The sequence below is a fragment of the Pseudomonas sp. RT4P38 genome, from assembly GCF_054897765.1.
The window spans coordinates 3,281,232-3,306,041 of record NZ_CM142703.1 but is presented as its reverse complement, the minus strand read 5'-3'; the positions used below and the strand labels follow the sequence as shown (position 1 = coordinate 3,306,041).

The 24,810-nt window shown below is 58.1% G+C and carries 23 protein-coding genes and 1 pseudogene; 13 read left to right on the top strand and 11 right to left on the bottom strand.

Going from position 1 to position 24,810, the window contains the following annotated elements; genetic code table 11:
• Position 1: 1 nt before the first annotated feature.
• The 5 genes from ACYZT7_RS15345 to ACYZT7_RS15325 all read left to right on the top strand — a co-directional run bounded on the left by ACYZT7_RS15345 (position 2) and on the right by ACYZT7_RS15325 (position 4,919).
• The gene (locus ACYZT7_RS15345; protein WP_462041689.1) at positions 2-574 is read left to right on the top strand and encodes an adhesin; all 573 of its coding nucleotides are present in this window, start codon (positions 2-4) and stop codon (positions 572-574) included.
• Between the two features lie 51 nt (positions 575-625).
• A complete protein-coding gene (locus ACYZT7_RS15340) occupies positions 626-2,074 on the top strand; it encodes a heme utilization protein (RefSeq protein ID WP_462041688.1) in 1,449 nt (482 codons plus the stop codon).
• Between the two features lie 63 nt (positions 2,075-2,137).
• Complete coding sequence (locus ACYZT7_RS15335) at positions 2,138-2,818, top strand: C39 family peptidase (RefSeq protein ID WP_462041687.1); 681 nt, start codon at positions 2,138-2,140, stop codon at positions 2,816-2,818.
• A gap of 33 nt (positions 2,819-2,851) precedes the next feature.
• A complete protein-coding gene (locus ACYZT7_RS15330; protein WP_462041686.1) occupies positions 2,852-3,592 on the top strand; it encodes a hypothetical protein in 741 nt (246 codons plus the stop codon).
• Positions 3,593-3,638: 46 nt separating this feature from the next.
• Positions 3,639-4,919, top strand: a complete 1,281-nt coding sequence (locus tag ACYZT7_RS15325; protein ID WP_462041685.1) for a hypothetical protein — start codon at positions 3,639-3,641, stop codon at positions 4,917-4,919.
• Positions 4,920-4,989: 70 nt separating this feature from the next.
• On the opposite strand, the gene ACYZT7_RS15320 is transcribed toward ACYZT7_RS15325, so the two are convergent.
• Both ACYZT7_RS15320 and ACYZT7_RS15315 read right to left on the bottom strand, forming a co-directional pair.
• Positions 4,990-5,985, bottom strand: coding sequence for an IS110 family RNA-guided transposase (locus ACYZT7_RS15320; protein ID WP_462030744.1), 996 nt, complete (start codon positions 5,983-5,985; stop codon positions 4,990-4,992).
• Between the two features lie 381 nt (positions 5,986-6,366).
• Positions 6,367-7,692, bottom strand: a complete 1,326-nt coding sequence (locus ACYZT7_RS15315) for a sigma-54 dependent transcriptional regulator (RefSeq protein ID WP_462041684.1) — start codon at positions 7,690-7,692, stop codon at positions 6,367-6,369.
• A 343-nt stretch (positions 7,693-8,035) separates the two neighbouring features.
• Here ACYZT7_RS15315 and ACYZT7_RS15310 point away from each other — a divergent pair, with 343 nt between their 5' ends.
• The 3 genes from ACYZT7_RS15310 (at position 8,036) to nhaB (ending at position 11,416) form a co-directional block, all read left to right on the top strand.
• On the top strand, positions 8,036-8,305 hold the full coding sequence (locus ACYZT7_RS15310) for a hypothetical protein (RefSeq protein WP_462041683.1): 270 nt from the start codon (positions 8,036-8,038) through the stop codon (positions 8,303-8,305).
• A 240-nt stretch (positions 8,306-8,545) separates the two neighbouring features.
• Positions 8,546-9,835, top strand: coding sequence for an NHL repeat-containing protein (locus tag ACYZT7_RS15305; protein ID WP_462041682.1), 1,290 nt, complete (start codon positions 8,546-8,548; stop codon positions 9,833-9,835).
• A gap of 78 nt (positions 9,836-9,913) precedes the next feature.
• Complete coding sequence (nhaB, locus tag ACYZT7_RS15300) at positions 9,914-11,416, top strand: sodium/proton antiporter NhaB (RefSeq protein WP_462041681.1); 1,503 nt, start codon at positions 9,914-9,916, stop codon at positions 11,414-11,416.
• 107 nt (positions 11,417-11,523) lie between these two features.
• Here nhaB and ACYZT7_RS15295 read toward each other — a convergent pair whose 3' ends face one another.
• From ACYZT7_RS15295 to gnd, 3 genes are read right to left on the bottom strand one after another with little or no spacing between them, the layout of a single operon-like run.
• Complete coding sequence (locus tag ACYZT7_RS15295; protein ID WP_462041680.1) at positions 11,524-12,348, bottom strand: HAD family hydrolase; 825 nt, start codon at positions 12,346-12,348, stop codon at positions 11,524-11,526.
• On the bottom strand, positions 12,345-13,868 hold the full coding sequence (gene zwf / locus ACYZT7_RS15290) for a glucose-6-phosphate dehydrogenase (protein ID WP_462041679.1): 1,524 nt from the start codon (positions 13,866-13,868) through the stop codon (positions 12,345-12,347). The genes ACYZT7_RS15295 and zwf overlap by 4 nt, the downstream gene beginning before the upstream one ends.
• Positions 13,865-14,845, bottom strand: a complete 981-nt coding sequence (gene gnd, locus ACYZT7_RS15285; protein WP_462041678.1) for a phosphogluconate dehydrogenase (NAD(+)-dependent, decarboxylating) — start codon at positions 14,843-14,845, stop codon at positions 13,865-13,867. The genes zwf and gnd overlap by 4 nt, the downstream gene beginning before the upstream one ends.
• Positions 14,846-15,116: 271 nt before the next feature.
• Between gnd and ACYZT7_RS15280 the strand changes: the two genes are divergently transcribed.
• From ACYZT7_RS15280 to ACYZT7_RS15265, 4 genes and pseudogenes are all read left to right on the top strand, one after another.
• Positions 15,117-15,299, top strand: coding sequence for a DUF6026 family protein (locus ACYZT7_RS15280; RefSeq protein WP_056739988.1), 183 nt, complete (start codon positions 15,117-15,119; stop codon positions 15,297-15,299).
• A gap of 199 nt (positions 15,300-15,498) precedes the next feature.
• Positions 15,499-17,231: pseudogene (locus tag ACYZT7_RS15275) on the top strand (phosphoethanolamine transferase CptA).
• 168 nt (positions 17,232-17,399) lie between these two features.
• Positions 17,400-19,637, top strand: a complete 2,238-nt coding sequence (locus tag ACYZT7_RS15270; protein WP_462041677.1) for a TonB-dependent siderophore receptor — start codon at positions 17,400-17,402, stop codon at positions 19,635-19,637.
• A 98-nt stretch (positions 19,638-19,735) separates the two neighbouring features.
• Complete coding sequence (locus tag ACYZT7_RS15265; RefSeq protein WP_462041676.1) at positions 19,736-19,951, top strand: hypothetical protein; 216 nt, start codon at positions 19,736-19,738, stop codon at positions 19,949-19,951.
• A gap of 46 nt (positions 19,952-19,997) precedes the next feature.
• On the opposite strand, the gene ACYZT7_RS15260 is transcribed toward ACYZT7_RS15265, so the two are convergent.
• The 5 genes from ACYZT7_RS15260 to ACYZT7_RS15240 all read right to left on the bottom strand — a co-directional run bounded on the left by ACYZT7_RS15260 (position 19,998) and on the right by ACYZT7_RS15240 (position 23,445).
• Positions 19,998-20,489, bottom strand: a complete 492-nt coding sequence (locus tag ACYZT7_RS15260; RefSeq protein WP_461964218.1) for a GNAT family N-acetyltransferase — start codon at positions 20,487-20,489, stop codon at positions 19,998-20,000.
• Positions 20,490-20,589: 100 nt separating this feature from the next.
• On the bottom strand, positions 20,590-21,171 hold the full coding sequence (locus tag ACYZT7_RS15255) for a DinB family protein (protein WP_462041675.1): 582 nt from the start codon (positions 21,169-21,171) through the stop codon (positions 20,590-20,592).
• A gap of 18 nt (positions 21,172-21,189) precedes the next feature.
• The gene (zapE, locus tag ACYZT7_RS15250; RefSeq protein WP_462041674.1) at positions 21,190-22,308 is read right to left on the bottom strand and encodes a cell division protein ZapE; all 1,119 of its coding nucleotides are present in this window, start codon (positions 22,306-22,308) and stop codon (positions 21,190-21,192) included.
• A gap of 26 nt (positions 22,309-22,334) precedes the next feature.
• Positions 22,335-22,676 (bottom strand): nuclear transport factor 2 family protein, encoded by a 342-nt coding sequence (locus ACYZT7_RS15245; RefSeq protein WP_449643258.1) that lies wholly within the window; start codon positions 22,674-22,676, stop codon positions 22,335-22,337.
• Between the two features lie 52 nt (positions 22,677-22,728).
• The gene (locus ACYZT7_RS15240; RefSeq protein ID WP_462041673.1) at positions 22,729-23,445 is read right to left on the bottom strand and encodes a helix-turn-helix transcriptional regulator; all 717 of its coding nucleotides are present in this window, start codon (positions 23,443-23,445) and stop codon (positions 22,729-22,731) included.
• A 139-nt stretch (positions 23,446-23,584) separates the two neighbouring features.
• Between ACYZT7_RS15240 and ACYZT7_RS15235 the strand changes: the two genes are divergently transcribed.
• Complete coding sequence (locus ACYZT7_RS15235) at positions 23,585-23,734, top strand: hypothetical protein (protein WP_462041672.1); 150 nt, start codon at positions 23,585-23,587, stop codon at positions 23,732-23,734.
• A 115-nt stretch (positions 23,735-23,849) separates the two neighbouring features.
• Here ACYZT7_RS15235 and speB read toward each other — a convergent pair whose 3' ends face one another.
• Positions 23,850-24,809, bottom strand: coding sequence for an agmatinase (speB, locus tag ACYZT7_RS15230; protein WP_140678502.1), 960 nt, complete (start codon positions 24,807-24,809; stop codon positions 23,850-23,852).
• Position 24,810: the final 1 nt, after the last annotated feature.

Below are 24,810 nucleotides of genomic sequence, written 5' to 3'. Positions count from 1 at the left end.
GATGAATCGTACGCTGCTGATTATCGCCATGTTTTGCAGTGCATCGACCTTTGCCCAACCTCCCGTCATCAATAACGCCGAAATCGACAGTTCGGGCATGCAGTACCACGGCAACCTCACGGTCAACCAGGCTGCGGGCGATCAACAGCAACAGGCCAACGCCCGGGCCATCGCCATTGGCCATGGAGCCAGCGCGACCACACAGATTCGCCAACGGTTGCGTACGCGGGTCGACCCCAGGATCGATGCCCATTCCAGCATTCAAGGCGACTCCTTCAGCCACGGCAACGGCGTACTGGGCGTCAACCAGAGCGCGGGCGCCAGTAACCAACAAGCCAATGCACTGCGTATCAGCGTCAGTGCTCAGCCGCAAAGTATCGACGACAGCGTCCTCAGGCAACAGAACGTGACGCTGATCACCAACTCCGATCCAACTGACTCTGCACCAGGCTATCGCCAGGTCGCTACCAGCGATCAGGCCTTCACCGGTAGCCGTGGGGTGATCCAGTTGAATCAGAGCGCCGGGGTGGGAAACCGAACTGCCAACACCCTGAGCGTACGGGTCATGGATTGACCCAAACAGGTAAGAACAACACTTAACCTAAAATAAGTACGGAGAATCACCATGAAACCTTCGATGGCAATAAAGCCTCTGGTTTTTGCAATCGCTGCGGTCTTGGCTGTTGCTGCACAAGCTGGTCAGAACGATAGACGTGGTGGCAACCACACCCCTCGTCCAATATGGATCCAAACCGACGCGACCGCCAATGCGAGCGATAGGCAGAACAGTACCGGCAACCGCATCTACAACGAAGGGACTCAGAACTCAGCCGAGATGAGCAGCTCTGGCTCAGGTTCGAGCGGCAACGTCGGCATCAACGTGGCAGCAGGCGCGGGCAACCAACAAGACAACGCGGCCGCCATCGCAAACGCTGGCTCCGACTCCAGTCTCGATAACAGCTTCGTGTTCGGCACTGCCAACGCCAGCGCTAGAGTCCAGCAACACAGCAACAACAACAAGGTCTACAACCACGGCACCACAAACTCTGCCGTTATGAGCGGATCGGCCGATGGCAGCAACGGCAATATGGGGATCAACATTGCTGGCGGCGACCTTAACCAACAGAAAAACACCATGGCAATTGCCAACTCCAACTCCCCGCTGGGTAGCGCAAGAGCCACCGCCTCTGCCAATCAAAACGGTCCTGGCCTGACAGTGAATAACAACGCCGATCGGACGTACCGTGTGGATACGATTACGGTTACCAACACGGCCAGCGGTAGTTTCTCTAAAGATAAGTCATTCGAGGTCAGCGGCAGTGAAAGCGCTTCTTCGAGCTGGGCCGCGGCCGGTTCCAAGAGCTCTAATAGCAGCGGTTCCCTAAGCATTGATGTAAGCGGTTCTTCCGCCAGCAATGCGAGTGGTTCCAACAGCAGTTCTGCGAGCGGTTCTAACAGCAGTTCTGCAAGCGGTTCCAACAGCAGTAGTGCAAGCGGTTCTTCGAGTGCATCCTTGAACGCTTCCCTGGGCGCTACTTTGGACATTGATACGGCGGCTTCCAGTTCCACTACCGTCAACAATGGCTTTGGCGATCGCACCCGCAGCAGGAGTTCCGAGGCATCGCTTAACGCATCGCTTGACGCAACGCTTGACGTAGCGGTAAACAAATCGTTCGACAAATCGCGCGAATCCTCGTTCGACAGATCTTACGACTCCTCGTTCGACAAGTCTCGCGAATCCTCGTACGACAAATCGCGCGAATCCTCGTTCGAAAAATCGTTCGATAAGTCGTTCGAGAAATCGAACGCCTCCTCGTTCGAAAAATCGGCCAGTAAATCGTCCGAATCCGAGTTCGCAAAAGCGGGAAGCTTCAGTGAGAGCAGTTCATTTGATTTGAGCAACACCTATTCCTATCAAGTGCTGACTCCAACTGGCTGGGCTAACCCTGTGACCAACACTGCAACCCTGAGCGGTTCGGTGAATGGCGGCAGTGGCAACCTGGGCGTCAACGTGGCTGCCGGTGTGGGTAACCAACAAAGCAACTCGCTGTCCATTGCCAACCAATCGTTCTAAATGCTGTCTCTGGAGGCCCCCTTATGGGGGCCTTTTTTCAACACAACCAGAAGGCGTTCCATTATGCGCATTATCGCCTTGGCATTTTTGCTTTGCGTGGCCAGTGTGATTGAGGCTGCACAACTGCCGCTTTCCGTCCTGCCGGGTGGCGCGGTGGTGTTCAAGCCGATCCAAAGCGTGCGTGAGCGCAAGTTTTCCGACCTGGTGCAACAGAAAACCGACTTCAGTTGCGGCGCAGCTGCGCTGGCGACCGTATTGCGCCAAGCCTATTGGCTGGACGTGAATGAAGAACAACTCATCGAAGGCATGCTGTCACACTCCGATCAAGATCTTGTCCGAGTCCAGGGCTTTTCCATGCTCGACATGAAGCGCTACGTGGAAAGCATCGGCATGCGGGCCCGCGGTTACCGGGTAGCGCCGGAAACGTTGAGCGAAATCAGAATTCCGGTTGTGGTGCTCATGGATATCCGTGGCTACAAACATTTTGTGGTCATGCAAAGAGTCCACAAGGGCTGGGTCTATATCGGAGATCCGGTACTCGGTCATAAACGTTACAAAGTCGACGACTTTGTCAAAGGCTGGAACGGCATCATCTTTGCCGTCATCGGCCAGGGCTACGACAAAACCAATGCGTTGCTCGACCCACCCCTGCCACTGACCGCCAAGAACCGCATCAACACCTTCAGCCCGGTGCAAGACGCAGAGTTGATGGATTTCGGATTCATCCAAAGCGACTTCTTCTAATAACAAGGGAGCACGACGCTCCGGGAGTATCCTATGAAGACTCCAATCTGGCTGGCCGTGGTTTGCCTGGCCGCCAGCCTGCCGACCCCTGCACAGACGTTCAAACCCATCGAACTTAACGATCAGGAATTGGCGACCCTGCGAGGCCGCTATGTCATGCCGGGACGGGTCATCAGTTTCGGCATTGTCATGACCAGCGCTTGGCAAAATGCCAACGGTGAAGTGATCGGGGCAACTTCCTCGATGCAAATTCAACAATCGACCATCAAGCCACAGTTCTATGTGACGATGATCGACGAAAAAGGTAATGGCTCAGCGCGTTCGCAAGGCACCGGTACCGTCACTGGCGGCAGCGGCCTCAACAGCACCGAAGGCGTCACTCAAGTCGTGCGTGCTGCCGGCGACCATAACACTGCCTACAACAACGTTGAAATCAACGTCACAAAGGCCAACCAAGCGCCAACAACGCAACAGCAGGGCCAGGCATTGGCCGCTGGCTCGACGTTGGTCGGCGCCAATGGCGCGGGCTCGCTGAGCATTTCCTCGACCGGTACGGGTGTGCAACTCAACATTGTGGCCAACAACAACCAGGGCAGTACCGTACAGCGTCTGGCCCAGGGTGGGCTGATGCAGAACACGACCTTGCTCGGCGGTGGCAACCAGGTCATCAACCTCACGTCCCTCAATGTCGTGCTGCGTGACAACGGGCCGACAGGCGGGTCACTGAACGGCAACCTGGACCAGCTCAAAGGTCTTCGTACTAGCGGATTCTGATCTACGCTCAGTCTCATCAGATGTAGTCAGAAGGGACGGCTAACCCATGCACCGATCGTTAACGTTCAAAGCTATCGTTTGTTTGAGTAGCCTGGCCCCGGCCACACTGCTATACGCAGCACCGGACCCCCAGGTCGAGTTACTAAAACAAGAACTCATGGAGTTGAAACAGCGTTACGAACAACAACAGAACGCGCTGATGGTACTCGAGCAACGCGTTCGCCAAGTCGAAGAAACACCTGTGACACCTGCTCCCAAACGCCTGACTAAATCCCCCGCCGAAACGCCCCGAGGTGGCCAGACGGTGGCCGCCGGTGCGCCGGGAACCACAGGCAGTTCATACGGCCAATCGCTCAAGGATGATTCGGAGCCTGCGCAAAGCGTTTCCAACCTGTATGACGAAGCCAGCGGCTTCTTCGGTGGCGGCAAGTTCAGCCTCGAAACCGGCCTGACCTACACGCACTACGATACCCGGGCGCTGACGCTCAATGGCTTTCTGGCACTGGACTCGATTTTCCTCGGCAGCATCGATCTTGACCGTATCAAGGCGGATAACTGGACACTGGACCTGACCGCCCGCTACAACACGGGACAACGCTGGCAGTTCGACATTAACGTCCCCGTGGTTTATCGCGAATCAACGTATTCCTCCGGTGGCGCCGGTGGCGCAGGCCCGGTGACGTCGGACGCAACCGTTACCCGCGACCCGGCCATCGGCGATGTGAATTTTGGCGTTGCTTACAAGTTTCTGGATGAGTCGGCCAACCTGCCCGACGCGGTGGTGACACTGCGCGTCAAGGCGCCGACCGGTGATGACCCTTACGGCATCAAGCTGGTCCAGGTCCCGAACAACGATAACCTCGCGGTACCCGAGGACTTGCCTACCGGCAATGGTATCTGGTCGATCACCCCGGGTATCTCGCTGGTCAAGACCTTCGACCCGGCCGTGCTGTTCGGCAGCCTGGCCTACACCTACAACATAGAGGACTCTTTCAGCGACATCAGCCCTCAGGTCGACTCCAAGGTGCGGGGGGACGTGAAACTGGGCAACTCCTGGCAGGTCGGCGCCGGCATTGCATTCGCCTTGAACGAGAAGATGAGTATGTCGTTCTCGTTCACCGATCAGTTCGCCCGCAAGAGCAAGATCAAACCGGACGGTGGCGATTGGCAATCGATTTCCAACAGCGATTACAACTCGGCCAACTTCAACATCGGCATGACCCTGGCAGCAACCGATAACCTGACGATCGTTCCCAACCTGGCCATCGGCCTGACCGACGACGCGCCAGACTTTTCCTTCAGCCTGAAATTCCCGTACTACTTCTGATCCGGCACCCACAAAAAACCCGCTTTTTCGGCGGGTTTTTTTGTTGATCCTGTAGATACTCTGTTCACGGTCAAGCTTTCGCGAGATGTTTTTCGCTAAAAAGCTTGGCCGTATCAAATTCTTCGCCGGAGCGCATGCAAGCCCATAAACCCGTCAGGTACTTGCGCATCACTGCTCCGATGGCTTGCATTTTCTTCTTGCCCCGAGCCACCAGAGCTTCGTAGAAGGCTTTCACGTTCTCATCGCAACGGATTGCCGTCATTGCCGGCATGAACATCGCTGCGCGTAAGTAGGCGTTGCCACATTTCGACATTCGGCCAGGGCGGTTCACACTTGTTCCTGACTGGGTCAATCTCACGTCCAGCCCCGCATAACGGCTCACCTGTGCCGATTTGAGCGTTACAGGTAGCGTCGTCAACTCAGCCAGTGCAGCAATCGCTGAAGCCTCTCCCACGCCGGGTGCCGCCATCATGCAGCGAAACTGCAAGGTCAGGTTCGGGCACTTGGCGATGGCGTCGCGCGCAGCCTTTTTCAAACGGTCAACGCGTATATCCAATGCAGCAATCGCGTCTTTCTCATCTGCGATTAGCAACTCAATACTCGTATCTGTCGCTTGTAGCGCATGCAGCTCATTCTTGGCTCTGGTCCGATGGCCAATCAGTCGATTGATATGACGGCCAATCGCACGCAGCATCATTTGATCCGCCGTAGGCGGGACCCAAAGCCTGGGTGCCATGCGCTCGCCATATTCAGCCAGCAACTGCGCATCGATCTGGTCAGTCTTGCTGTTTTGCAACATCAACTTGGCAAAGTTGTGGAAGCTTTTTGGGTTGATCACCGAGACCGGTAAGCCGGCGGCATGCAACTCCAACGCAAGATCCAGGTAGTAAATACCGGTGGCCTCCATGACCACGCTCAGCGGTTTGAGGCCCATCATCTTATTCACCGCGGCCTTACGACCCTTGGGCGTGTGCTGAATGTCCCACTGGCCGACTGTTTTGCCGTTCTGCCGCCATCCCATGGCAGACGTTTTGGCACCAATGTCTATGCCGACATGAGTATTCATGCTTTTCACTTCCCTGACTTTAGGTAAGATTGCTTCCGGTTCCCCCGACCTCGAACTTCATGCCACTGCAACCTTGTAATGCGAAGTCCGACTTGTCGGCTTCTCGATACTCTTCGTGGTGGGCAATGAGGCGGGGGGGCCTCTCTACAGACAAGGTCAGGAGCAAATCCTGCCTTCAGGAGCGATCGGCCTCCCCCAGAAACGCACTTGCTGTTGAATGAATCCTTGAGCGTAACCTCTCTCGCTGGAGTCAGGGTCAACATACAAGGAGCGAGGCTTGCCCGCGAAGAACGATAGCGCGGTGATTCAGTTAAACCGCGTAGCGTTCTTCGCGGGCAAGTCGGATCGCCGCACCGCTCGCTCCTACGGGTCTGCAATCGCTCAACGTATCTGATGCTTGTGCAACAAACGGTAGAAGGTAGGCCTGGATATCCCCAGCACCTTGGCGGCGATGCTCAAATTATCGCTGTGGCGGTTAAGTACATCGCACAAGGCCTGGCGCTCTGCCCGGTGCTTGTAGTTTTCCAGCGTGCCCATCGGCGCGGCAACGGCCTGCTGGCTGATCAGCCCCAGGTCTCGCGCCTCGATCTGCCGGCCTTCGGCCAGTACCAACCCGCGACGTACCCGGTTGGCCAGCTCGCGAACATTGCCCGGCCAGTCATGCTTGCCCATGGCAATCAAGGCGTCTTCACTGAAGCTGCGCGGACGGCGGCCGGTTTCATGGCTGTAGAAATGGGAAAAGTGGTTGGCCAGCATCGACAGATCGCCATTGCGTTCACGCAGGGGCGCGGTCGCGACCTGCAACACGTTCAGGCGATAATACAAATCTTCGCGAAAGCGTTCCTTCTCGATCGCGGCCTCAAGATCGACATGGGTCGCGGCCAACACCCGCACATCCACGGGAATCGGCTGACTGCCGCCCACCCGCTCGATGTGCTTTTCCTGGAGGAAACGCAACAGGTTCGCCTGCAGCTCCAGGGGCAGATCACCGATTTCGTCGAGAAACAACGTGCCGCCATTGGCCGCTTCGATCCGTCCGACCTTGCGTTGATGGGCGCCAGTAAAGGCACCTTTCTCGTGACCAAACAGTTCGGATTGGATCAAGTGTTCTGGAATTGCGCCGCAATTGATCGCGACAAAAGGTTTGCTGTGACGCAGGGATTGTCGATGCAGCGTGCGGGCGACCAGTTCTTTGCCGGTGCCGCTTTCACCACGGATCAATACCGGAGACTCGGTGGGCGCCAGCTTGCTCAGCAACTTGCGCAGTTCGCGAATGGGTTTGCTGTCGCCAAGCAGCTCGTGTTCAGGCTGATCAATGTGAACCGTGCCCTGCCCACGCAGGCGTGCCATCCCGAATGCTCGGCCCAGCGTCACCTGAACCCGGGACACATCGAACGGCAAGGTATGGAAATCAAAAAACCATTCGCAGACAAAGTCCCCGACATTCTGCAATCGCAGGACTTCCTGGTTGAGTACGGCGATCCACTCGGTACCGCTACGGCTGATCAGCTCTTTGACAGCTTCTGGGTGTTCGAGGTGAAAAGGCTGCAAACGCAACAGGCCGACATCGCAGGTTTTGTCGCCAGCATTTTCCAGCGTACAGCTGTCAACGTCCCAACCCACAGAGCGCAAACCCGGTAACAGACGATGACAGTCGTCGCAAGGGTCCACTACTAACAGACGTCGTAAGGCAGGCACTTCGATCATGACTGTTCCTTGGCGCCAAATTTAGGAAATATTATTAAAAACAGTCGTTTGGCGGACCTGGCTGTAACGTTAGCAAGAATTTGACATGACCTTGTACCGTTTGACTATAGGTCTGTTGCGTTATTAGTTATAAGAAGCAAACTTGTTAGTTACCTATCGAGTTAAACCTTTCATTCAGCTTTCAAAACCTGTCTGAGCCTTGAGCCCATGAAAGAAAGTTAAAATTTCTTTTTAATTGTATGTGACCCGCCCCATGGTTGAGGGCATCAGTACAAGTAACCAGCCGAACGGTAAGCCCAACCGACGGCACATCACTTGATTGGGCATACAGAGAGAAGATCCCATGAACGCCCCGCTCCGTATCAACGAAGCTCTTTTGATTGCCGACCGCGCATTTCAGCCTTTCCAATGCGTGGCCTGGGCCCCACAAGACGGCAATGGCGAACTCAGCCTGACCGTTATCGATCGCACCAACACCCGCAGCATCGGCCGTAAGCAGATCCCGAGCAGTGCCTATACCGATCCTGCGCAACTTGAATGCCTGCTTGAAGCGGCACGTGCGGAATTGAGCGAGGAGGGTTACCAACTCCAATCGTGGTCGATGCCACACTAAGCGTTTTTGCGGGTTACCAAACGGTAACCCGCGCCCTCCCCCGCTTATTATTCGAACTTGCACGCGCCCAACTACTTGGCAGGCTTGTCAGTGGTTCGAAAAGACACTGTTCTGGCACACAGCGACCCTCCGTCTGTTAGTTATGACAGTTGTGCATCCAGGCGTTCAGGGATTGAATGTTTCCTTATACAGTCGCCACCCAAACTCCCGGTTCAGGACGACTCGCAAGGAGCTGCGTGCATGTCAATCCAGACCGCGTTTGCATTACCGGCAACACTGAGTGACGCCGGGAAACTTGATACAACCTTTGCCTCGTCTGGCAAAACCCAGGTGTATTTCGCTGGCAGCCTCTCAAGCATGGCGAACGGGGTCGCGATTGATTCACGTGGCAGGTTGTTAGTCGCGGCGAAGGTAGGAACGCCAGGCGGTAGCCGCTTCGGCCTGGCTCGCTTGCTCGAGGACGGCTCGGCTGATCTGGCGTTCGGCAATCAAGGCAGCATCATCGGGCAATTTGAACTCGGCTTCGAGGCCATGGCCGGCAAAGTCCACGTACTGCCCGATGGGCACATTCTGGTAGCCGGCCTGCACTACGAAAATGCTCACCGAACACTGCCCGCCCTCGCCCTGTTTGATCAGCATGGTCGGCCGGCTCAATATTTTGGCGACAACGGCCGCTGCGTCGTGCGTCTGCCGGGCGGTCTTTCCCAAGGCGTGCGTGACGCCTGGTTACCACCCGGCGTACCGGGAGCAGAAGCCTGTGATATCTGCGTACAGGAGGACGGTCGAATCCTGCTGCAGGCTAATCATCACTTCGAACTGGCCGATCATGTCGGCATCCTGATACGGCTCAACACCGATGGCTCGCTGGACGATACCTTCAACGGTCGTGGCTTCGTGATTGTCAGGCACTTGCTGATGAACACTTGGCTCAGCAGCCTGAGGGTGCAACGAGACGGTCGACTCCTGGTGGGCGGGTCGATCAACTTTCCTGAAGAAGGTCTGCTGGCCCGCTATCACAGCGACGGCAGGCTCGACGATTGTTTCGCCGTGGATGGTTTCATGACCTTCAAGGCACGGGGGTATAGCGCTCAGGTCAGTCAGATCGTCCAACAGGACAATGGCGATGTGCAGTGTTTTGGCAGCAGCCGCGAGCCGATGCACTGCCTGGCCCTGAAAGTACACAGCAACGGTCGCCCGGACATTCATTGCAATGGTGGCCACGCCCAGTTGCTGCAGATCGGCCACAGTGGCTGCCAGTGGACCGACGCAAAGGCACTGCCGGACGGCTGCGTGGTGACGGTCGGGGCCACGATCGGCGGCGTCGAGGCGGATTTCATTCTGGCGCGGCATCTACCCGACGGGCAACTCGATCGCAGCTTCGGCAATGGCACCGGCTGGGTTCGCACCCGCCTTGGCCGCAGCCTGGATACCGCGACTTCAGTGGTCATGCAGGCCGACGGAAACATTGTCGTCGGAGGCTATTCACTGGACGGCAACTATCGAGCGATCGTCGCACGCTATCTGGGGTAGGCCTGCACAGTTTTCCTACACTTGATCTTCCCTTCCGCTTACGGCAAGTTGCGCGCTTCTTAATTCAAGGAGTAGCCGATGCCCGGTTCAATGGCTCAGGCGTTCGCGCACAATTTTCTCGGGCATTCACCCCGCTGGTACAAGGCAAGCATTGTCGGCTTCCTGATTCTCAACGCACTGGTGTTGTGGACCGTCGGCCCGGTGGCGGCTGGCTGGCTACTGGTGCTGGAATTCATCTTCACCCTGGCCATGGCGCTCAAGTGTTATCCGTTGATGCCCGGCGGCTTGCTGCTGGTCGAAGCGCTGCTGCTGAAGATGACCACGCCCCAGGCACTCTACGACGAACTGGTGCACAATTTTCCGGTGATCCTGTTGCTGATGTTCATGGTGGCCGGGATCTACTTCATGAAAGACCTGCTGTTGTTTCTGTTCTCACGGCTGCTGCTCGGGATTCGCTCCAAGGCGCTGCTGGCGTTGATGTTCTGCTTCCTGTCGGCGTTTCTGTCGGCGTTTCTTGATGCCTTGACGGTAACCGCTGTGATCATCAGTGCGTCCGTCGGGTTTTACTCGGTGTATCACCGCGTCGCCTCGGGCCATGATCCGCGTCAGGACAGCGAGTTTGGCGATGACCAGCACCTGCCCAAACTCCATCACGCCGACCTCGAACAATTCCGCGCCTTTCTGCGCAGTCTGCTGATGCACGGCGCCGTGGGTACCGCGCTGGGCGGCGTTTGCACATTGGTCGGTGAGCCGCAGAACCTGTTGATCGGCCACGAGATGGGCTGGCACTTCGCTGAGTTCTTTCTGAAAGTCGCCCCGGTTTCATTGCCGGTCCTGGTGGCCGGCCTGGTGACCTGCGTCCTGTTGGAGAAACTGCGTTGGTTCGGTTACGGCACGCTGTTGCCGGACAATGTGCGTGCGGTACTGGCCAATTACGCCGCCGAAGACAATGCCGAACGCACCTCACGCCAACGTGCAGCGCTCGTCGTGCAGGGATTGGCAGCGCTGATTCTGATTGCAGGGCTGGCGTTCCACATTGCCGAGGTCGGCCTGATCGGCTTGATGGTGATCGTGCTGATCACCGCCTTCACCGGCATCACCGACGAGCATCGAATCGGCAACGCGTTCAAGGACGCCATGCCGTTCACAGCGCTGTTGGTGGTGTTTTTCGCGGTGGTGGCGGTGATTCACGATCAACAACTGTTCACGCCTTTGATCCAATGGGTGCTGGCCCTGCCGGCGGATCAACAGCCGGGCATGCTGTTTATTGCCAACGGTTTGCTGTCGGCCATCAGCGATAACGTGTTCGTCGCGACCATTTACATCACCGAAGTGAAACAGGCCTTCATCTCCGGCCACATGAGCCGTGAGCATTTCGAAACACTGGCGATTGCGATCAACACCGGCACCAACCTGCCGAGCGTGGCAACGCCCAATGGTCAGGCTGCGTTTTTGTTCCTGCTGACCTCGGCGATTGCACCGCTGATTCGCCTGTCGTACGGGCGGATGGTGTGGATGGCGTTGCCGTACACCGTGGTGATGGGTGTTCTTGGCTGGTACGCCGTGAGTTTCTGGCTTTGAGTCAGCAGGTTTGACGCCTTCGCGGGCAAGTCGGATCGCCGCACCGCTCGCCCCTACAGGGGTGAATCTGTAGGAGCGAGGCTTGCCCGCGAAGAACGATAACGCGGTTAACCTGCGTTGAGGATATAGCGCTCGATTGCCTGCGCCGCGCCGTCCTCGGTATTGGCGCCAGTCACCACATCGGCCTGACGCTTCACCGCCTCTTCCGACTGCCCCATGGCGATCGACAAGCCTGCACGATGAAACATCGCGGGGTCGTTGCCGCCGTCGCCCAGCGCCGCGGTCTGCTCCAGCGGCACACCGAGAAATTCAGCCAAGGTCGCCAGCGCCGCTCCCTTGTTGGCTTGCATCGCGGTCACGTCCAGGTACACCGGCTGCGAACGCGAGACCTGCGCCTGGCCCTCGACCTTGGGCAGCAGCTGCGCTTCCAGCTCGATCAACAACTGAGTGTTATTGCTGGTGGCGACGATCTTGTCGATACGTTCAAGAAAAGGCTCGAAACTCTCGACCACCACCGGCGGATAGCCCAGCCCGTGCTGCTCGCGAGGGACCATTGGCCCGAGCGGATCCTTCAACAGCCAGTCGCCCCCGCTGAACACCCAGACTTCAACGTCCGGTTGATCGGCAAACAGCGCCAATGCCGTCAGCGCCGCCGTCGCCGGCAAGTAATGCGCGACCAGTAAACTGCCGTCCGGATTGACAATGGTGCCACCGTTGAAGGCTGCCGTTGGCAGGTCGACGCCCAAGGCTTCGATCTGCTGCAACATGGCTTTCGGCGGACGGCCGGTGGCCAGGCTGAACAGCACGCCGGCCTCGCGCAAGGAACGAACCGCTTCAATAGTGCGCTGGCTGAGGCTGTGATCGGGCAGCAGCAAGGTGCCGTCCATGTCGCTGAGCAGAAAACGGATGGGATGTTGCGTTGCATCACTCATCCCAGGCTGTGCCAGGCGCGACCGTCGCGGGTGAGCAATTCTTCTCCAGCCTTCGGCCCGTCTTCGCCAGCGGCATACCTCTGCACGCTCGCGTCCTGCTGCCAGGCATCAAGGAAAGGCTGCACGGCGCGCCAGCCATTCTCGATGTTGTCGGCGCGCTGGAACAGCGTCTGATCGCCGGTCAGGCAATCGTAGATCAGCGTTTCGTAGCCGGTGGACGGCTGCATTTCAAAGAAATCCTTGTAGGCAAAGCCGAGTTCGATATTGGCCATCTTCAAGGCCGGGCCGGGTCGTTTGGCCAGCAGATCGAACCACATACCTTCGTTGGGCTGAATCTGGATCCGCAGGTAGGTCGGTTGCAGCTCATCGACCTCGGTATCGCGGAATTGCGCATACGGCGCCGGTTTGAAGCAGATGACAATCTCGGTATCGCGCACGCTCATGCGCTTGCCGGTGCGCAGGTAGAACGGCACGCCGACCCAGCGCCAGTTGTCGATCATGACCTTGAGTGCCACGTAGGTTTCGGTGTTGCTGTCGGGCGCCACGTTGTTTTCCTGGCGATACCCCGGCAACGGCTTGCCGTCAATTTCGCCGAGCGTGTATTGGCCGCGCACCGAGTTGGCCAGCGCTTCCTCCACCGACCAGGGGCGAATCGCACCGACCACCTTGGCTTTCTCGCCGCGTACCGCATCAGCGCCGAAGGCGGCCGGCGGCTCCATCGCGACCATCGCCAGCAATTGGAACAGGTGATTGGGCACCATGTCCCGCAAGGCGCCGGTGTGTTCATAAAAACTGCCACGGGTTTCCACACCGACGGTTTCGGCGGCGGTGATTTGTACGTGGTCGATGTAGTGATTGTTCCAGAACGCTTCGAACAGGCTATTGGAGAACCGGCTGATCAGAATGTTCTGCACGGTTTCCTTGCCCAGATAGTGATCGATTCGGTAGATCTGGTTTTCCGTCATCACCTTCAGCAAGCAAGCGTTCAAGGCTTCGGCAGTGTGCAGATCGGAACCGAAAGGTTTTTCGATCACCACCCTTCTGAACGCCTCGGGCGTTTCCGCAAGCAAGCTGGCGGCACCGAGACGGCGCACCACTTCGCTGAAAAAGCGTGGCGCGGTGGCCAGGTAGAAGACGGCGTTGCCGGTGCCACTGGCGGCGATTTTCGCCGCCAGCGCTTGATAGGTGCTGTCGTCCAGGAAGTCACCCTGGACGTAGCTGATGCCTTTGGCCAGCTTGGCCCACAAGTCCGGGTCAAGGGCTTGATCGCCCTTGCCGACCTTGGCGGCCACTTCGGCCCGAATGAAGTCTTCGAGTTTTTTCGCAAAGGCTTCATCGGTGATGGCGTTGTGGTCAACGCCGATGATCCGCAGTCCATCCCCAAGCAGACCGTCACGACTCAGGTTGTACAGCGCCGGCATCAGCAGACGCTTGACCAGATCACCATGGGCACCGAACAGGAACAGCGTGGTCGGTGGTGCGGGTTCTGCTTTGGATTTATTGCGGATCAGACGGGTCATTTTTTCGAAGTCTCCACGTGGCCGCCGAAGCCGAAGCGCTGGGCCGAGAGAATCTTGTCGCCAAAGGTGCCTTGCCCGCGCGAACGATAGCGGGAGAACAGCGAGTTCGACAGCACCGGTACAGGTACCGATTGCTCCATGGCGGCTTCGATGGTCCAGCGACCTTCACCGCTGTCAGCCACCGAGCCTGAGTAACCGTCGAGTTTCGGATCGCTGGCCAGCGCGTCGGCGGTCAGGTCGAGCAACCACGAAGACACGACGCTGCCACGGCGCCAGACTTCGGCGATGTCGCCAACGTTCAGGTCGAACCGTTGGTCTTGCGGCAGGTTGGTGCTGGCTTTGGTCTTGAGGATGTCGAAGCCTTCGGCGAAGGCCTGCATCATTCCGTATTCGATGCCGTTGTGGATCATTTTCACGAAATGGCCAGAACCGGCCGGGCCTGCGTGGATATAACCGCGCTCGGCACGATCGTCTTCGGACTTGCGGTCCTTCGTCCGCGGGATGTCGCCCAGGCCCGGTGCAAGGCTCTCGAACAGCGGATCAAGGCGTTTAACCACCTCGGCTTCGCCGCCGATCATCATGCAGTAACCACGCTCCAGGCCCCAGACGCCGCCGGAGGTGCCGACGTCGATGTAGTGCAGGCCTTTCTCCGATAGGGTTTTCGCCCGGCGGATGTCGTCCTTATAGAAGGTGTTGCCGCCGTCGATAATGGTATCGCCGGCTTCAAGCAAGGTGCTCAGGGTGTCGATGGTGTCTTCGGTCGGTGCGCCGGCCGGCAGCATGACCCACACCGCACGTGGCTTGGCCAGGCCAGCGACCAGCGCCGGCAGGTTGATGACGCCAGAGGCGCCTTCTGCGGCCAGGGTGTCGACAAAGGCGGTATTGCGGTCGTAAACAACGGTGGTATGCCCGTTGAGCATCAGGCGCCGCGCAATATTACCGCCCATGCGGCCCAGTCCAATAATCCCGAGTTGCATGTGCTGATGCTCCCTACTACAAATAATGTGTGTCAAAGGTTATAGCCCAACGCGACTAATGTGGGTTAGTCCAGAGCGTTGGCACATAGTTTCCGGGCATTGTGCCCGATCCAGATTGATAACGTCGGTAATCGCACCGAAGACACAACGACCATAAAAAATAAAAAAGTTCCCTTCTGGGGCAAAAGAAATCAAAATCAGCGCCGATAGTAAGTCAGCACCCGATTTCGGGGCAGGTTTACAGTTGAGACAACCATTTGCGAGGTGAGCAATGGGCACAGTACACGCAGCACTGCCAGCACAAACCCTTTACGTCACGATCCGTCGCGATGAATTGCGCCAGTTGAAAGACGAGCGCGACCAGTTGAAGCAGGAGCTCGCGCAACTGCGCTTGTTGACACAAAGCAATCAGGCCCAGCCTTTGCCCGTCACTCACCGTGTGCCTCACGCCTGAGCCCCTCGCTTGATTCGGAAGCAGCCCACCGCTGTTTCCGACCTGTTATCGCCCTTTTGACAAACCCGGCAACTCACGAAGTTTTCACACCCGTTTCTTGATACTCCGGCTCATTGTGGCCGTTCGGTATCCGCGCGGCGCCCGTTCGTCGGTGACAAAGATGTCCCGGCGGGGAAGTGATTATTGGCTGGAGCGCTGAATGGCTTTGTTTAAACGCAGCAATACGTCTGCGAAAGGTTTCGACTGGACAGGATTTCTCTGGCTGTTCCTGTTCTTCTGGTATTTTTCCGGCATTACCCAACTGCTGATCCAACTGACAGGCACCTCTGGTTTTACCGGGTTTCGCCAGGCCTTTGTGATGAGCGCCATCTGGCTCGCGCCGATGCTACTGTTCCCCAAACAAACACGTGTCATGGCCGCGCTGATCGGCGTGGTGCTGTGGGCCTGCTCGATGGCCAGTCTGGGTTATTTCTTCATCTATCAGCAGGAATTTTCCCAAAGCGTCATCTTTATTATGTTCGAGTCGAACATCTCTGAAGCCGGCGAGTACATGACTCAGTACTTTGCCTGGTGGATGGTGGCGGCGTTCCTCGCTCACACCGCTTTCGCTTACTTCCTCTGGACTCGCTTGCGCCCGGTGTACATGCCTCGCGGTCGGGCACTGGTGGCTGCAACGGCCATTGTGGTTGCCGTCGTCGGTTATCCGCTGATCAAGCAAACCGCGCGTACCGGCAGCCTCGCCGGCGGTTTCGAGAAATTCGAAACGCGCATCGAGCCCGCCGTGCCTTGGCAGATGGCCGTGGCCTATCACCGCTACCTCGATACCCTGGCCGGAATGCAAGACATGCTCCATAGCGCCAGCAAGATTCCACCCCTGCACAATCTGAAAGATTCGATGGCCAATCAGCCGGCTACCCTGGTGCTGGTGATCGGCGAATCCACCAACCGTCAGCGCATGAGTCTGTACGGCTACCCTCGGGAAACCACCCCGGAACTGGACAAGCTCAAGGATCAACTGGCGGTCTTTGATAACGTCATTACCCCGCGCCCTTACACCATCGAGGCGCTGCAGCAGGTTCTGACCTTCGCCGACGAAGAAAACCCGGATCTGTACCTGTCGACCCCATCGCTGGTGAGCATGATGAGCAGGCGGGTTACAAGACTTTCTGGATCACCAACCAGCAGACCATGACCAAGCGCAACACCATGCTGACGACCTTCTCCCAACAGGCCGACGAGCAGGTGTACCTGAACAACAACCGCAACCAGAATGCCGCACAGTACGATGGCGACGTGATTGAGCCGTTCAACAAGGCATTGACCGACGCTGCGCCGCGCAAGCTGATCGTCGTGCATTTGCTCGGCACGCACATGAGCTACCAGTACCGTTATCCGTCGACCTTCGATAAGTTCAAGGACCGCAAAGGCGTTCCGGACGGTGTGCGCGACGATCAGGTGCCGACGTACAACAGCTATGACAACGCGGTGCTGTACAACGACTTCGTGGTCTCGAGCCTGATCAAGGACTACGCCAAGTCTGACCCAAACGGGTTCCTGCTGTACCTCTCCGACCATGGTGAAGACGTGTTCGATTCCCCTGGCCACAGCACGCTGGGTCGCAACGAAAGCAAACCGACGGCGCCGATGTACACCATTCCGTTCATGGCCTGGGCCTCGCCGAAATGGCGCGAAAACCATGACTGGAGCTTTGCCGGTGATCTGGGGCGGCCTTACAGCAGCTCGCACCTGATCCACACCTGGGCTGATCTGGCGGGTCTGAGCTTCGATGAACTGGATCGCAGCAAGAGCCTGGTCAGCGACAGTTTCAAGCCACGGCCATTGATGATCGGCAATCCTTATGAGCGCGAGCAAAAGGCATTGATCGACTTCAGCCTGATGAAACCCAAGGCGGTGGCAGTCATTCAGCAGTAATCCTTTCAGGGGCCGGTTCCGACCCCTTTTTCACTGCGCCAATGGCGCGACTGCGTTGTCCGAAACAATTACAAATAACAATAATTCTCGTTAATCGCTAAATCTCTCCTCCCCTCTTCGTCTTTGAACAAACGGAATTTTTCCCTCGAAGACAAGGAGTCGGCTGCGATGTTCGCGCCTATCACCCGCTCCATGACCTTTACCCTGGGCCTGTGCAGTGCCGCCCTGTGCCCCGATCTGCTGGCCGAAACCAGCCCTGATCAAGAACCCGGCCGCACCCTCGAACTGGGCGCCACCAATGTGACCGCCCAAGGTTTGGGCAGCACCACCGAAAACACCGAGTCGTACACCACCGGCGCCATGAGCACTGCGACGCACCTGAACCTGTCGATCAAGGAAACGCCGCAATCGGTTTCCGTGGTCACGCGCCAACAAATGGACGATTTCAAACTCGGTACGCTGTCCGAAGCCATGAGCCAGACCACCGGCGTGGTGGTTCAACACAACGATTCGGACCGGGTCAGCTATTCGTCCCGGGGTTACACGATCAACAATTTCCAGATCGATGGCATGCTGAATACCTTCAGCTACATGAAATCCGATTCCGACACCATCATCTACGACCGCATCGAAGTGGTTCGCGGTGCGACCGGCCTGACCACCGGCGCAGGCGACCCTTCGGCCACCATCAACATGGTGCGCAAACGGCCGACGGCGCAGTGGCAAGCCCAAACCGGCGTCAGCGGCGGCAGTTATGACGACTACTACAGTTATCTGGACGTCGGCGGCCCACTGGCTTTCGACGGACGCCTGCGCGGACGCAGCGTGCTGGCCTATCGCGACAGCCATTCGTTCCGCGACAAGTACCAGCAGCAACGGGAAGTCGGGTACGGCATTCTCGAAGCCGACCTGACCGATGACACCGTGTTGGCGGTGGGTTACGACTATCAGGACAAGCAGGTGCAAGGCACCTCGTGGGGCACCGTGCCTTACTGGAACGCGGATGGCAGCAAAGCCAACCTCGGACGCTCTACCAACATGGCCACGCCTTGGAGTTCCTGGCCGCTGAAAGACAAGACCGCGTTTGCCACGCTGGAGCAGCAACTGGGTGCCGGCTGGCAGCTCAAGGCCGCCTACACCCACCGCGAAAGCGACACCGACGGCAAGATCTACTACGGCGGCGGGGGTTTTCCTGAGGCAGATCGCAGTGGCATGAGCGCCAACGTCAGCCACATGATCGGCACGCAAAAAATGAAGGCCTATGACTTCAACGTGTCGGGACCTTACTCGCTGTTCGGGCGTGAGCACGAAATGATGATCGGCTATGGCGAAGCCGAACGCAGCGAAGAAAACCCTTACACGGTAGACGGCGCACGGCCGTCGGATTACGAAAACGTCCCCGACTGGAAGTACATGGGTGGCATCCCCAAATTCCCCGACACCGTCACCAGCCTGCAAGGTTCCAATGAAAGTACCCGGCAAAAAGCCGGTTACCTGGCCACTCGCTTGACCCTGACCGATGACCTGCACGCGGTACTCGGCAGTCGTTATGGCAGCTGGGAAATGTCGAAGAAGACCAACAAATACGACAACAACCTGCAACTGACCGATGTCGAAATCACTCGCCAACAGCACAACGACATGTGGACCCCTTACGCCGGGCTGCTCTACGACATCACGCCTGAGTACACGGCTTACGTCAGCTACACCGATATTTTCAAACCGCAAGAAGACCGTGACAGCCATCATAAATACCTGGAACCGGTGGTCGGCAGCAACTATGAGCTGGGGCTCAAGGGCAGCCTCCTGGAAGAGCGCCTCAACCTCGCCACCGCATTGTTCTGGAGCAAGCAGGATAACGTCGCCGAACTCGATGATTCGGTGCCACCGGACCCGGTCACCGGGGAGGAATTCTTCAAATCGGGCGGCAAAGGCAACAAGGTTCAGGGTTTCGAAGCCGAGGTATCCGGCGAGGTCATGGCGGGCTGGAACATGACAGCCGGTTACACCTACACCCATTCAGCCAATGGCGAGAAGCAGCGCAACAACACCAACCATCCGTTGAATATGTTGCGCTTCTCCACGGCCTATCGCCTGCCCGGCGACTGGCAGGCACTGACCGTGGGTGGTGCGGTGAATTGGCAAAGCGACGTCTACCGCGCCGCCAGGCGCCCGGTCGGACGTGGCGCCGGTGGCGAGGTGATTACCGCCAGCACGAACATCCGCCAGGAGGCTTACACCGTGGTCAAGTTGATGTCGCGTTATGAGTTCGACAAGCACCTGTCGGCCTCGCTGAACGTCGATCACCTGTTCGACAAAAAGTATTACGACAACGTCGGGTTTTACAACGGCGTCTTTTGGGGCGACCCGCGCACGGTGACCCTGAGCCTGGATTGGAAGCTCTAGGCTTTGTTAACTCCCACTTAACCGAATCGTCGAAAACTGTGCCTTCGACACTGGCTCATGGACGAAAGGCACCCGACAATCGTAGTGGGAGGCAAACCATGAAACGTACACCCCTGATCATCGCCGGCCTGATGACGTTCGTCTCGGCAAGCGCATTGGCCGAAGGTGGCGCCGAACGCATGCGGTATTACTTCGACACCCTGCGGTACAACCAGCAGCTGGCGCTGGGTAACACCACCGAAGGCAAAAGTTCTGAACTCCGGGTTCCGGACGATCAAACCGCACAGGTGACCGAGTCCTACAGACCGAAATAAACAAAGGGCGTCCTGATGGACGCCCTTTTTTTATGCCCGCAAGTGATTAAAGCGCCTTGGTCCAGAACAGCATCCGACCGTGCGCCGGGTCGAACATGCCCGCGGCAAAACCGAACTTGCCATAGGACGCCTGGGCGACAGCATTACCTTCCAGTACCTCCAATGTGATTTTGCAGCAGCCACGCTGGCGGGCGATGTCCTCGACCTTTTGCAGCATCTTCTGGCTCAACCCCAAGCCGCGAAACTTCTTCACCACCATCACATCGTGCACATTGACCAATGGCCTACAGGCGAAGGTCGAGAAACCTTCAAAGCAATTGACCAACCCGGCCGGCTCGCCACCGACAAAGGCCAGAACGCTGAACGCGTGGGGACGCTTGGCCAGTTCCGCCGGCAGTTGCTTCAACAAGTCGGCGGGCAACGAGTGGCCGCCGCCCATCGGGTCTTCGGCATAAGCATTCAGCACCCGGCCAATAGCCTCGGCATGCACCGCATTGGTGTAACTGGCCTGAAGCACAAGAATTTCTGCGGATTCCATTTCCACCCTCGTTAACACATCAAGTAGCCCCAGCACGCAGCTCGTACTGGAAAGCCGAATGACAATATCGCGAGTGCTGCTCACGCTGCAATCTTTACGCTCAAGCGCCCCAGATCAACGTTTCGGTCCACCCCAGCTCGGCAAAATCCTCGGCCCTCAAGCCTGACTCGCCGGCACAGAAAAATTCGTCCAGTTGCGGCGGTTTGACCGAGGTACCGCTGAGCATGGCGTGAACCTGCCCTCGATGATGAATCTGGTGCTCCAACAGATGGGAGAGCATACGTACGCGGCTCTCATATTGCGGCGTGTCCCGGGCGATCGTCACGATCTTCCCGAGGTCGGCGTCGCGCATTTGCTCGCAGTAGGCGATCAGTCGCCGGTCTACCAGCGCTTGTTCGCGCTTGAGGTCGACCGCGTGCGTAAACGGCTCGTCCTGGTTGAAAAACACGTAGCAATCGGGATGCGGATCGTCGCCGCGCAACTCCCGCTCCAGCGCATCCACGTAAAACCAGTCGCAGGTCAGGATGTGATTGAGGGTAGCGCGCAGACTGGGAAAGAAACTGACCCGTGGTGCCGCCAGCTCGGCCGGGCTCAACTGGCTCCAGGTCTTGGCGAGTCGATGATTGGCCCAGGCGTTCTGGTAGGCCATGGTCAGCAAATGGTGCGACAGAGGCTGATTCATGTTCGCGGCTCCTTGGGTTCAAGCTTCGGCGAAACGTTGCAGCTGCATTTCCTGTAAACGGCTGAGGGTGCGGCGGAACGGGAATTCCAGATAGCCTTCGGTGTACAACGATTCCATGGGCACCTGCGCTTCGAGGCACAGCGGCACCTTGCGGTCATAGCACTCGTCCACCAAGGCAATGAAACGCCGCACACCGTCGTCATTCACCGACAACTGCGGTAATTCACGGTCGCCCGCCACCACGCGCTCGACGCCATCTTCAGTGCCCCGGGCGATGCGCCCTTTGCGCTTTTGCGCGCTGAGGTTGGGCACGTCACTCAACAGAATAGCGCTGAAGGTGTCGCACAGGGCGATGAAATCCATGGCGGCAAACGGCTGTTCACAGAGATCGGCGTAACGACTCCAGAGCACGGTTTCACTGGCCTGCACGACATTAAGTGAGCGATAGCCAACCTTGATCGGGTCACTGGACACCGACTGGCCGACGGTCAGTGCCTTGAACACTTCGCCCAGCGCACCGGGCTGTCCCGGTTCCGTCACCCAGTAACGTTGCAAACCAATGCCTGGGTGCAGCCGATGATCTTCGCCACCGTCCACCGCAATCACCTGCATATGTTTCTTGATGGCCTCGATGGCGGGCACGAACCGGTCGCGGTTGAAGCCATCGGCGTACAGTTGATCCGGGGGCTGATTGGACGTGCAAACCACGACCACGCCCTGCTCGAACATCACCTGAAACAAACGGCCAAGAATGATGGCGTCGCCGATGTCGTTGACGAACAGTTCGTCAAAGCACAGTACCCGCACTTCCTCGCTCAGTTCGCGAGCCAGTGCCTTTAACGGGTCAGCGGTGCCGGTCAGCTGAAACGAACGCTGATGCACCCAGCCCATAAAATGGTGAAAGTGTTGGCGGCGGGCCGGGACCTTCAGGCTTTGGTAAAACTGGTCCATCAACCAGGTTTTACCGCGTCCGACCGGCCCCCAGAGGTACACGCCGGTGATCGGCGCGCGCCCTTCATGCAACGCTTCGTAGCATTTTTGCAGCGCCCAGACGGCATGTTCCTGGGCTTCGTCCTGGACGAAGCCCTTCTGTTCGATGGCGTGTTGCCAGGCGCTTAAGGGAGAGTCGACATTCATGCGCGGCAGTATGCCACGCGCTCTGGTCAGAGAGAGATGTCTAGCCGGGCGATCTTGCCTTGTTCGTTCAGGCGAAACATGTAGCGCAATTCCAGAGGGCTGCCAGGAAACGTCCCGGAGATCAGGTTGTGCACCAACACTTTGCCGGTGCGCAGTTGCACGTCGAGCACTTCAACGCGTGGCTGGTAACGCTGGGCGGTGTCTTGCATCCATTGTGCGATGGCCTGGGTGCCGACCTGGTGTTGGCCTTCATCGAACACGTTGGCATCCTCAGCGAAAAAACTGGCGACCCGCGAGGTGTCGCGGGCATTGGCCGCAGCAATATAGTCGGCGATGGCGGGTGCCAGTGAAGCGTCTGGATTGGGCATGTTTACAGCTCCTTGTTTGTTGATTCTGGAGCCATGCTAAAACACGCCTGTGTCAGTTCTTGTCAGGAGTGAAACGTCCAGCTTCATCCAGTTGCATCTGATTGCGCCAGGTCCGCAACAGGTCGCTGCGCCGCCCCGGATAACGCTCGCCCTGCGCACTGGCGGCCGAGATCCGGTCGGTGCGAAAGGTGCGATAGGCACTGCGCAACTCACACCAGGCGACGATGATTCGCACCTCGTTCAGAAACCCCAGGGCCAGCGGCCAGATCAGCCGCTGACTCGGCACCTGATGGGCGTCCGCGTAGTCGATGTGCAGCTTGGCCTGATCGCGGATGGCCTGGCGAAACACAGTCAGTGGCACCGCGTTTGGCGCAAAGCCATAACCTCGCGGGCCCGGCAGGACTGTCGGGTTGCGTAACGCGTCGAGCGCTTCAGGCGCCAATACCGCGGCAATCTTGGCCAACGCATCCGCCGCGGCCTTGCTCAATACTTCATCCCCGCGCTGATCCACATAGCGCAAGCCCAGCACGATGGCTTCGGTTTCATCGGCGTTGAGCATCAACGGCGGCAGAAACAAACCGCTGCGCAGCACGTAACCAATACCCGCTTCGCCGTAGATCGGCGCACCCAGTGCGGTGAGTTCAGCGATGTCGCGGTACAGCGTACGCTCGGAAATTTCCAATTCGCCGGCAAGCGTCGCCGCGGTCACCGGACGACTTTTGCCGCGCAGCAGTTGCAACAAGGTCAGTAGACGAGTGGTACGCGACACGATCGGCAGGCTCTGTCCGGAAAAGTTGTCGGAGCTTAGCAGAGCACCCTGTCAGAAAGTGGCAGTAGCTTGCCGGCGCGCACCAGACCGTCGAACCGCGCAGGCCAGTTTTGCGGCCGAAGACTTTGTAATGCATGGGATGACTCTGCAATTTAGTGCTGAACAGTTGTCGCGACTTGAGGGTGTCAGCTCTGTGGCGATGGGCGTGCCCCATGAAACCATTACCGGGTCGATGACGCGATTTACCGGGGCTGAAACATTGGACCTGCCGATCATTCCAGTGACCTGACCCAGATCAAATGTGGGAGCGAGCTTGCTCGCGATAGCGGCCTTACATTCAACACATCTGTTGCATGTGCCGGCCCCATCGCGAGCAAGCTCGCTCCCACATTTTGGTTTGTGTGTTACCGGTCGACCTTATGCTTCGCTGCATAGAGGCACAGCATTTCCATCGCCAACGTCGCCGCCGCCAGTGAGGTAATGTCCGCGCTGTCGTAGGCCGGCGCCACTTCCACGACGTCCATCCCCACCAGATTAATCCCGCGCAAGCCACCGAGGATTTCCAGTGCCTGCACCGTGCTCAGACCGCCGCACACCGGCGTTCCGGTGCCCGGAGCGAATGCCGGATCGAGGCAATCAATGTCGAACGTCAGGTACACCGGGTTATCGCCGACCCTAGCCCGAATCGCTTCGACAATCGCATCTACACCACGTCGATGCACTTGCCGCGCATCCAGCACTTGAAAGCCCTGGTGATCGTCATTGGTAGTGCGCAAACCGATCTGCACCGAACGCGACGGATCCACCAGCCCTTCCTTGGCCGCATGCCAGAACATCGTGCCGTGATCGACGCGCTTGCCGTCTTCGTCCGGCCAGGTGTCGCTGTGGGCGTCGAAGTGGATCAACGACAGCGGACCATGTTTACGCGCATGGGCCTTAAGCAGCGGATACGTGATGAAGTGATCCCCGCCGAACGTCAGCATCGCGCTACCGGCGTTGAGAATGTGTTCGGCATGGGCTTCGATACTTTCCGGCACCGACTGCGGTGTGCCGTAATCGAAGTCGCAATCGCCGTAGTCGATGACCGCCAGATGGTCGAACGGGTCGAACGTCCACGGCCAGTGGCGTTCCCAGGCAATCCCGGTGGACGCGGCACGAATGCCCCGTGGTCCGAAACGCGCTCCGGGACGGTTGCTGGTGGCGGTGTCGAACGGGACACCGCTGACCGCTACGTCGACGCCGCGCAAGTCGCGACTGTAGCGACGACGCATGAAACTGGTGATACCGGCGTAGGTACTTTCTGCGGCAGTGCCGTAGAGGCTGTCGCGGGTCATGGCCTGATCGTTTTGCATCGGGACGTCCATC

Excerpts from the sequence above, each read along its gene's own strand:
- ACYZT7_RS15345 (WP_462041689.1), top strand. The coding sequence starts at position 2 with ATGAATCGTACGCTGCTGATTATCGCCATGTTTTGCAGTGCATCGACC.
- ACYZT7_RS15340 (WP_462041688.1), top strand. The coding sequence starts at position 626 with ATGAAACCTTCGATGGCAATAAAGCCTCTGGTTTTTGCAATCGCTGCG.
- ACYZT7_RS15335 (WP_462041687.1), top strand. The coding sequence starts at position 2,138 with ATGCGCATTATCGCCTTGGCATTTTTGCTTTGCGTGGCCAGTGTGATT.
- ACYZT7_RS15330 (WP_462041686.1), top strand. The coding sequence starts at position 2,852 with ATGAAGACTCCAATCTGGCTGGCCGTGGTTTGCCTGGCCGCCAGCCTG.
- ACYZT7_RS15325 (WP_462041685.1), top strand. The coding sequence starts at position 3,639 with ATGCACCGATCGTTAACGTTCAAAGCTATCGTTTGTTTGAGTAGCCTG.
- ACYZT7_RS15320 (WP_462030744.1), bottom strand. The coding sequence starts at position 5,985 with ATGAATACTCATGTCGGCATAGACATTGGTGCCAAAACGTCTGCCATG.
- ACYZT7_RS15315 (WP_462041684.1), bottom strand. The coding sequence starts at position 7,692 with ATGATCGAAGTGCCTGCCTTACGACGTCTGTTAGTAGTGGACCCTTGC.
- ACYZT7_RS15310 (WP_462041683.1), top strand. The coding sequence starts at position 8,036 with ATGAACGCCCCGCTCCGTATCAACGAAGCTCTTTTGATTGCCGACCGC.
- ACYZT7_RS15305 (WP_462041682.1), top strand. The coding sequence starts at position 8,546 with ATGTCAATCCAGACCGCGTTTGCATTACCGGCAACACTGAGTGACGCC.
- nhaB (WP_462041681.1), top strand. The coding sequence starts at position 9,914 with ATGCCCGGTTCAATGGCTCAGGCGTTCGCGCACAATTTTCTCGGGCAT.
- ACYZT7_RS15295 (WP_462041680.1), bottom strand. The coding sequence starts at position 12,348 with ATGAGTGATGCAACGCAACATCCCATCCGTTTTCTGCTCAGCGACATG.
- zwf (WP_462041679.1), bottom strand. The coding sequence starts at position 13,868 with ATGACCCGTCTGATCCGCAATAAATCCAAAGCAGAACCCGCACCACCG.
- gnd (WP_462041678.1), bottom strand. The coding sequence starts at position 14,845 with ATGCAACTCGGGATTATTGGACTGGGCCGCATGGGCGGTAATATTGCG.
- ACYZT7_RS15280 (WP_056739988.1), top strand. The coding sequence starts at position 15,117 with ATGGGCACAGTACACGCAGCACTGCCAGCACAAACCCTTTACGTCACG.
- ACYZT7_RS15270 (WP_462041677.1), top strand. The coding sequence starts at position 17,400 with ATGTTCGCGCCTATCACCCGCTCCATGACCTTTACCCTGGGCCTGTGC.
- ACYZT7_RS15265 (WP_462041676.1), top strand. The coding sequence starts at position 19,736 with ATGAAACGTACACCCCTGATCATCGCCGGCCTGATGACGTTCGTCTCG.
- ACYZT7_RS15260 (WP_461964218.1), bottom strand. The coding sequence starts at position 20,489 with ATGGAATCCGCAGAAATTCTTGTGCTTCAGGCCAGTTACACCAATGCG.
- ACYZT7_RS15255 (WP_462041675.1), bottom strand. The coding sequence starts at position 21,171 with ATGAATCAGCCTCTGTCGCACCATTTGCTGACCATGGCCTACCAGAAC.
- zapE (WP_462041674.1), bottom strand. The coding sequence starts at position 22,308 with ATGAATGTCGACTCTCCCTTAAGCGCCTGGCAACACGCCATCGAACAG.
- ACYZT7_RS15245 (WP_449643258.1), bottom strand. The coding sequence starts at position 22,676 with ATGCCCAATCCAGACGCTTCACTGGCACCCGCCATCGCCGACTATATT.
- ACYZT7_RS15235 (WP_462041672.1), top strand. The coding sequence starts at position 23,585 with ATGACTCTGCAATTTAGTGCTGAACAGTTGTCGCGACTTGAGGGTGTC.
- speB (WP_140678502.1), bottom strand. The coding sequence starts at position 24,809 with ATGGACGTCCCGATGCAAAACGATCAGGCCATGACCCGCGACAGCCTC.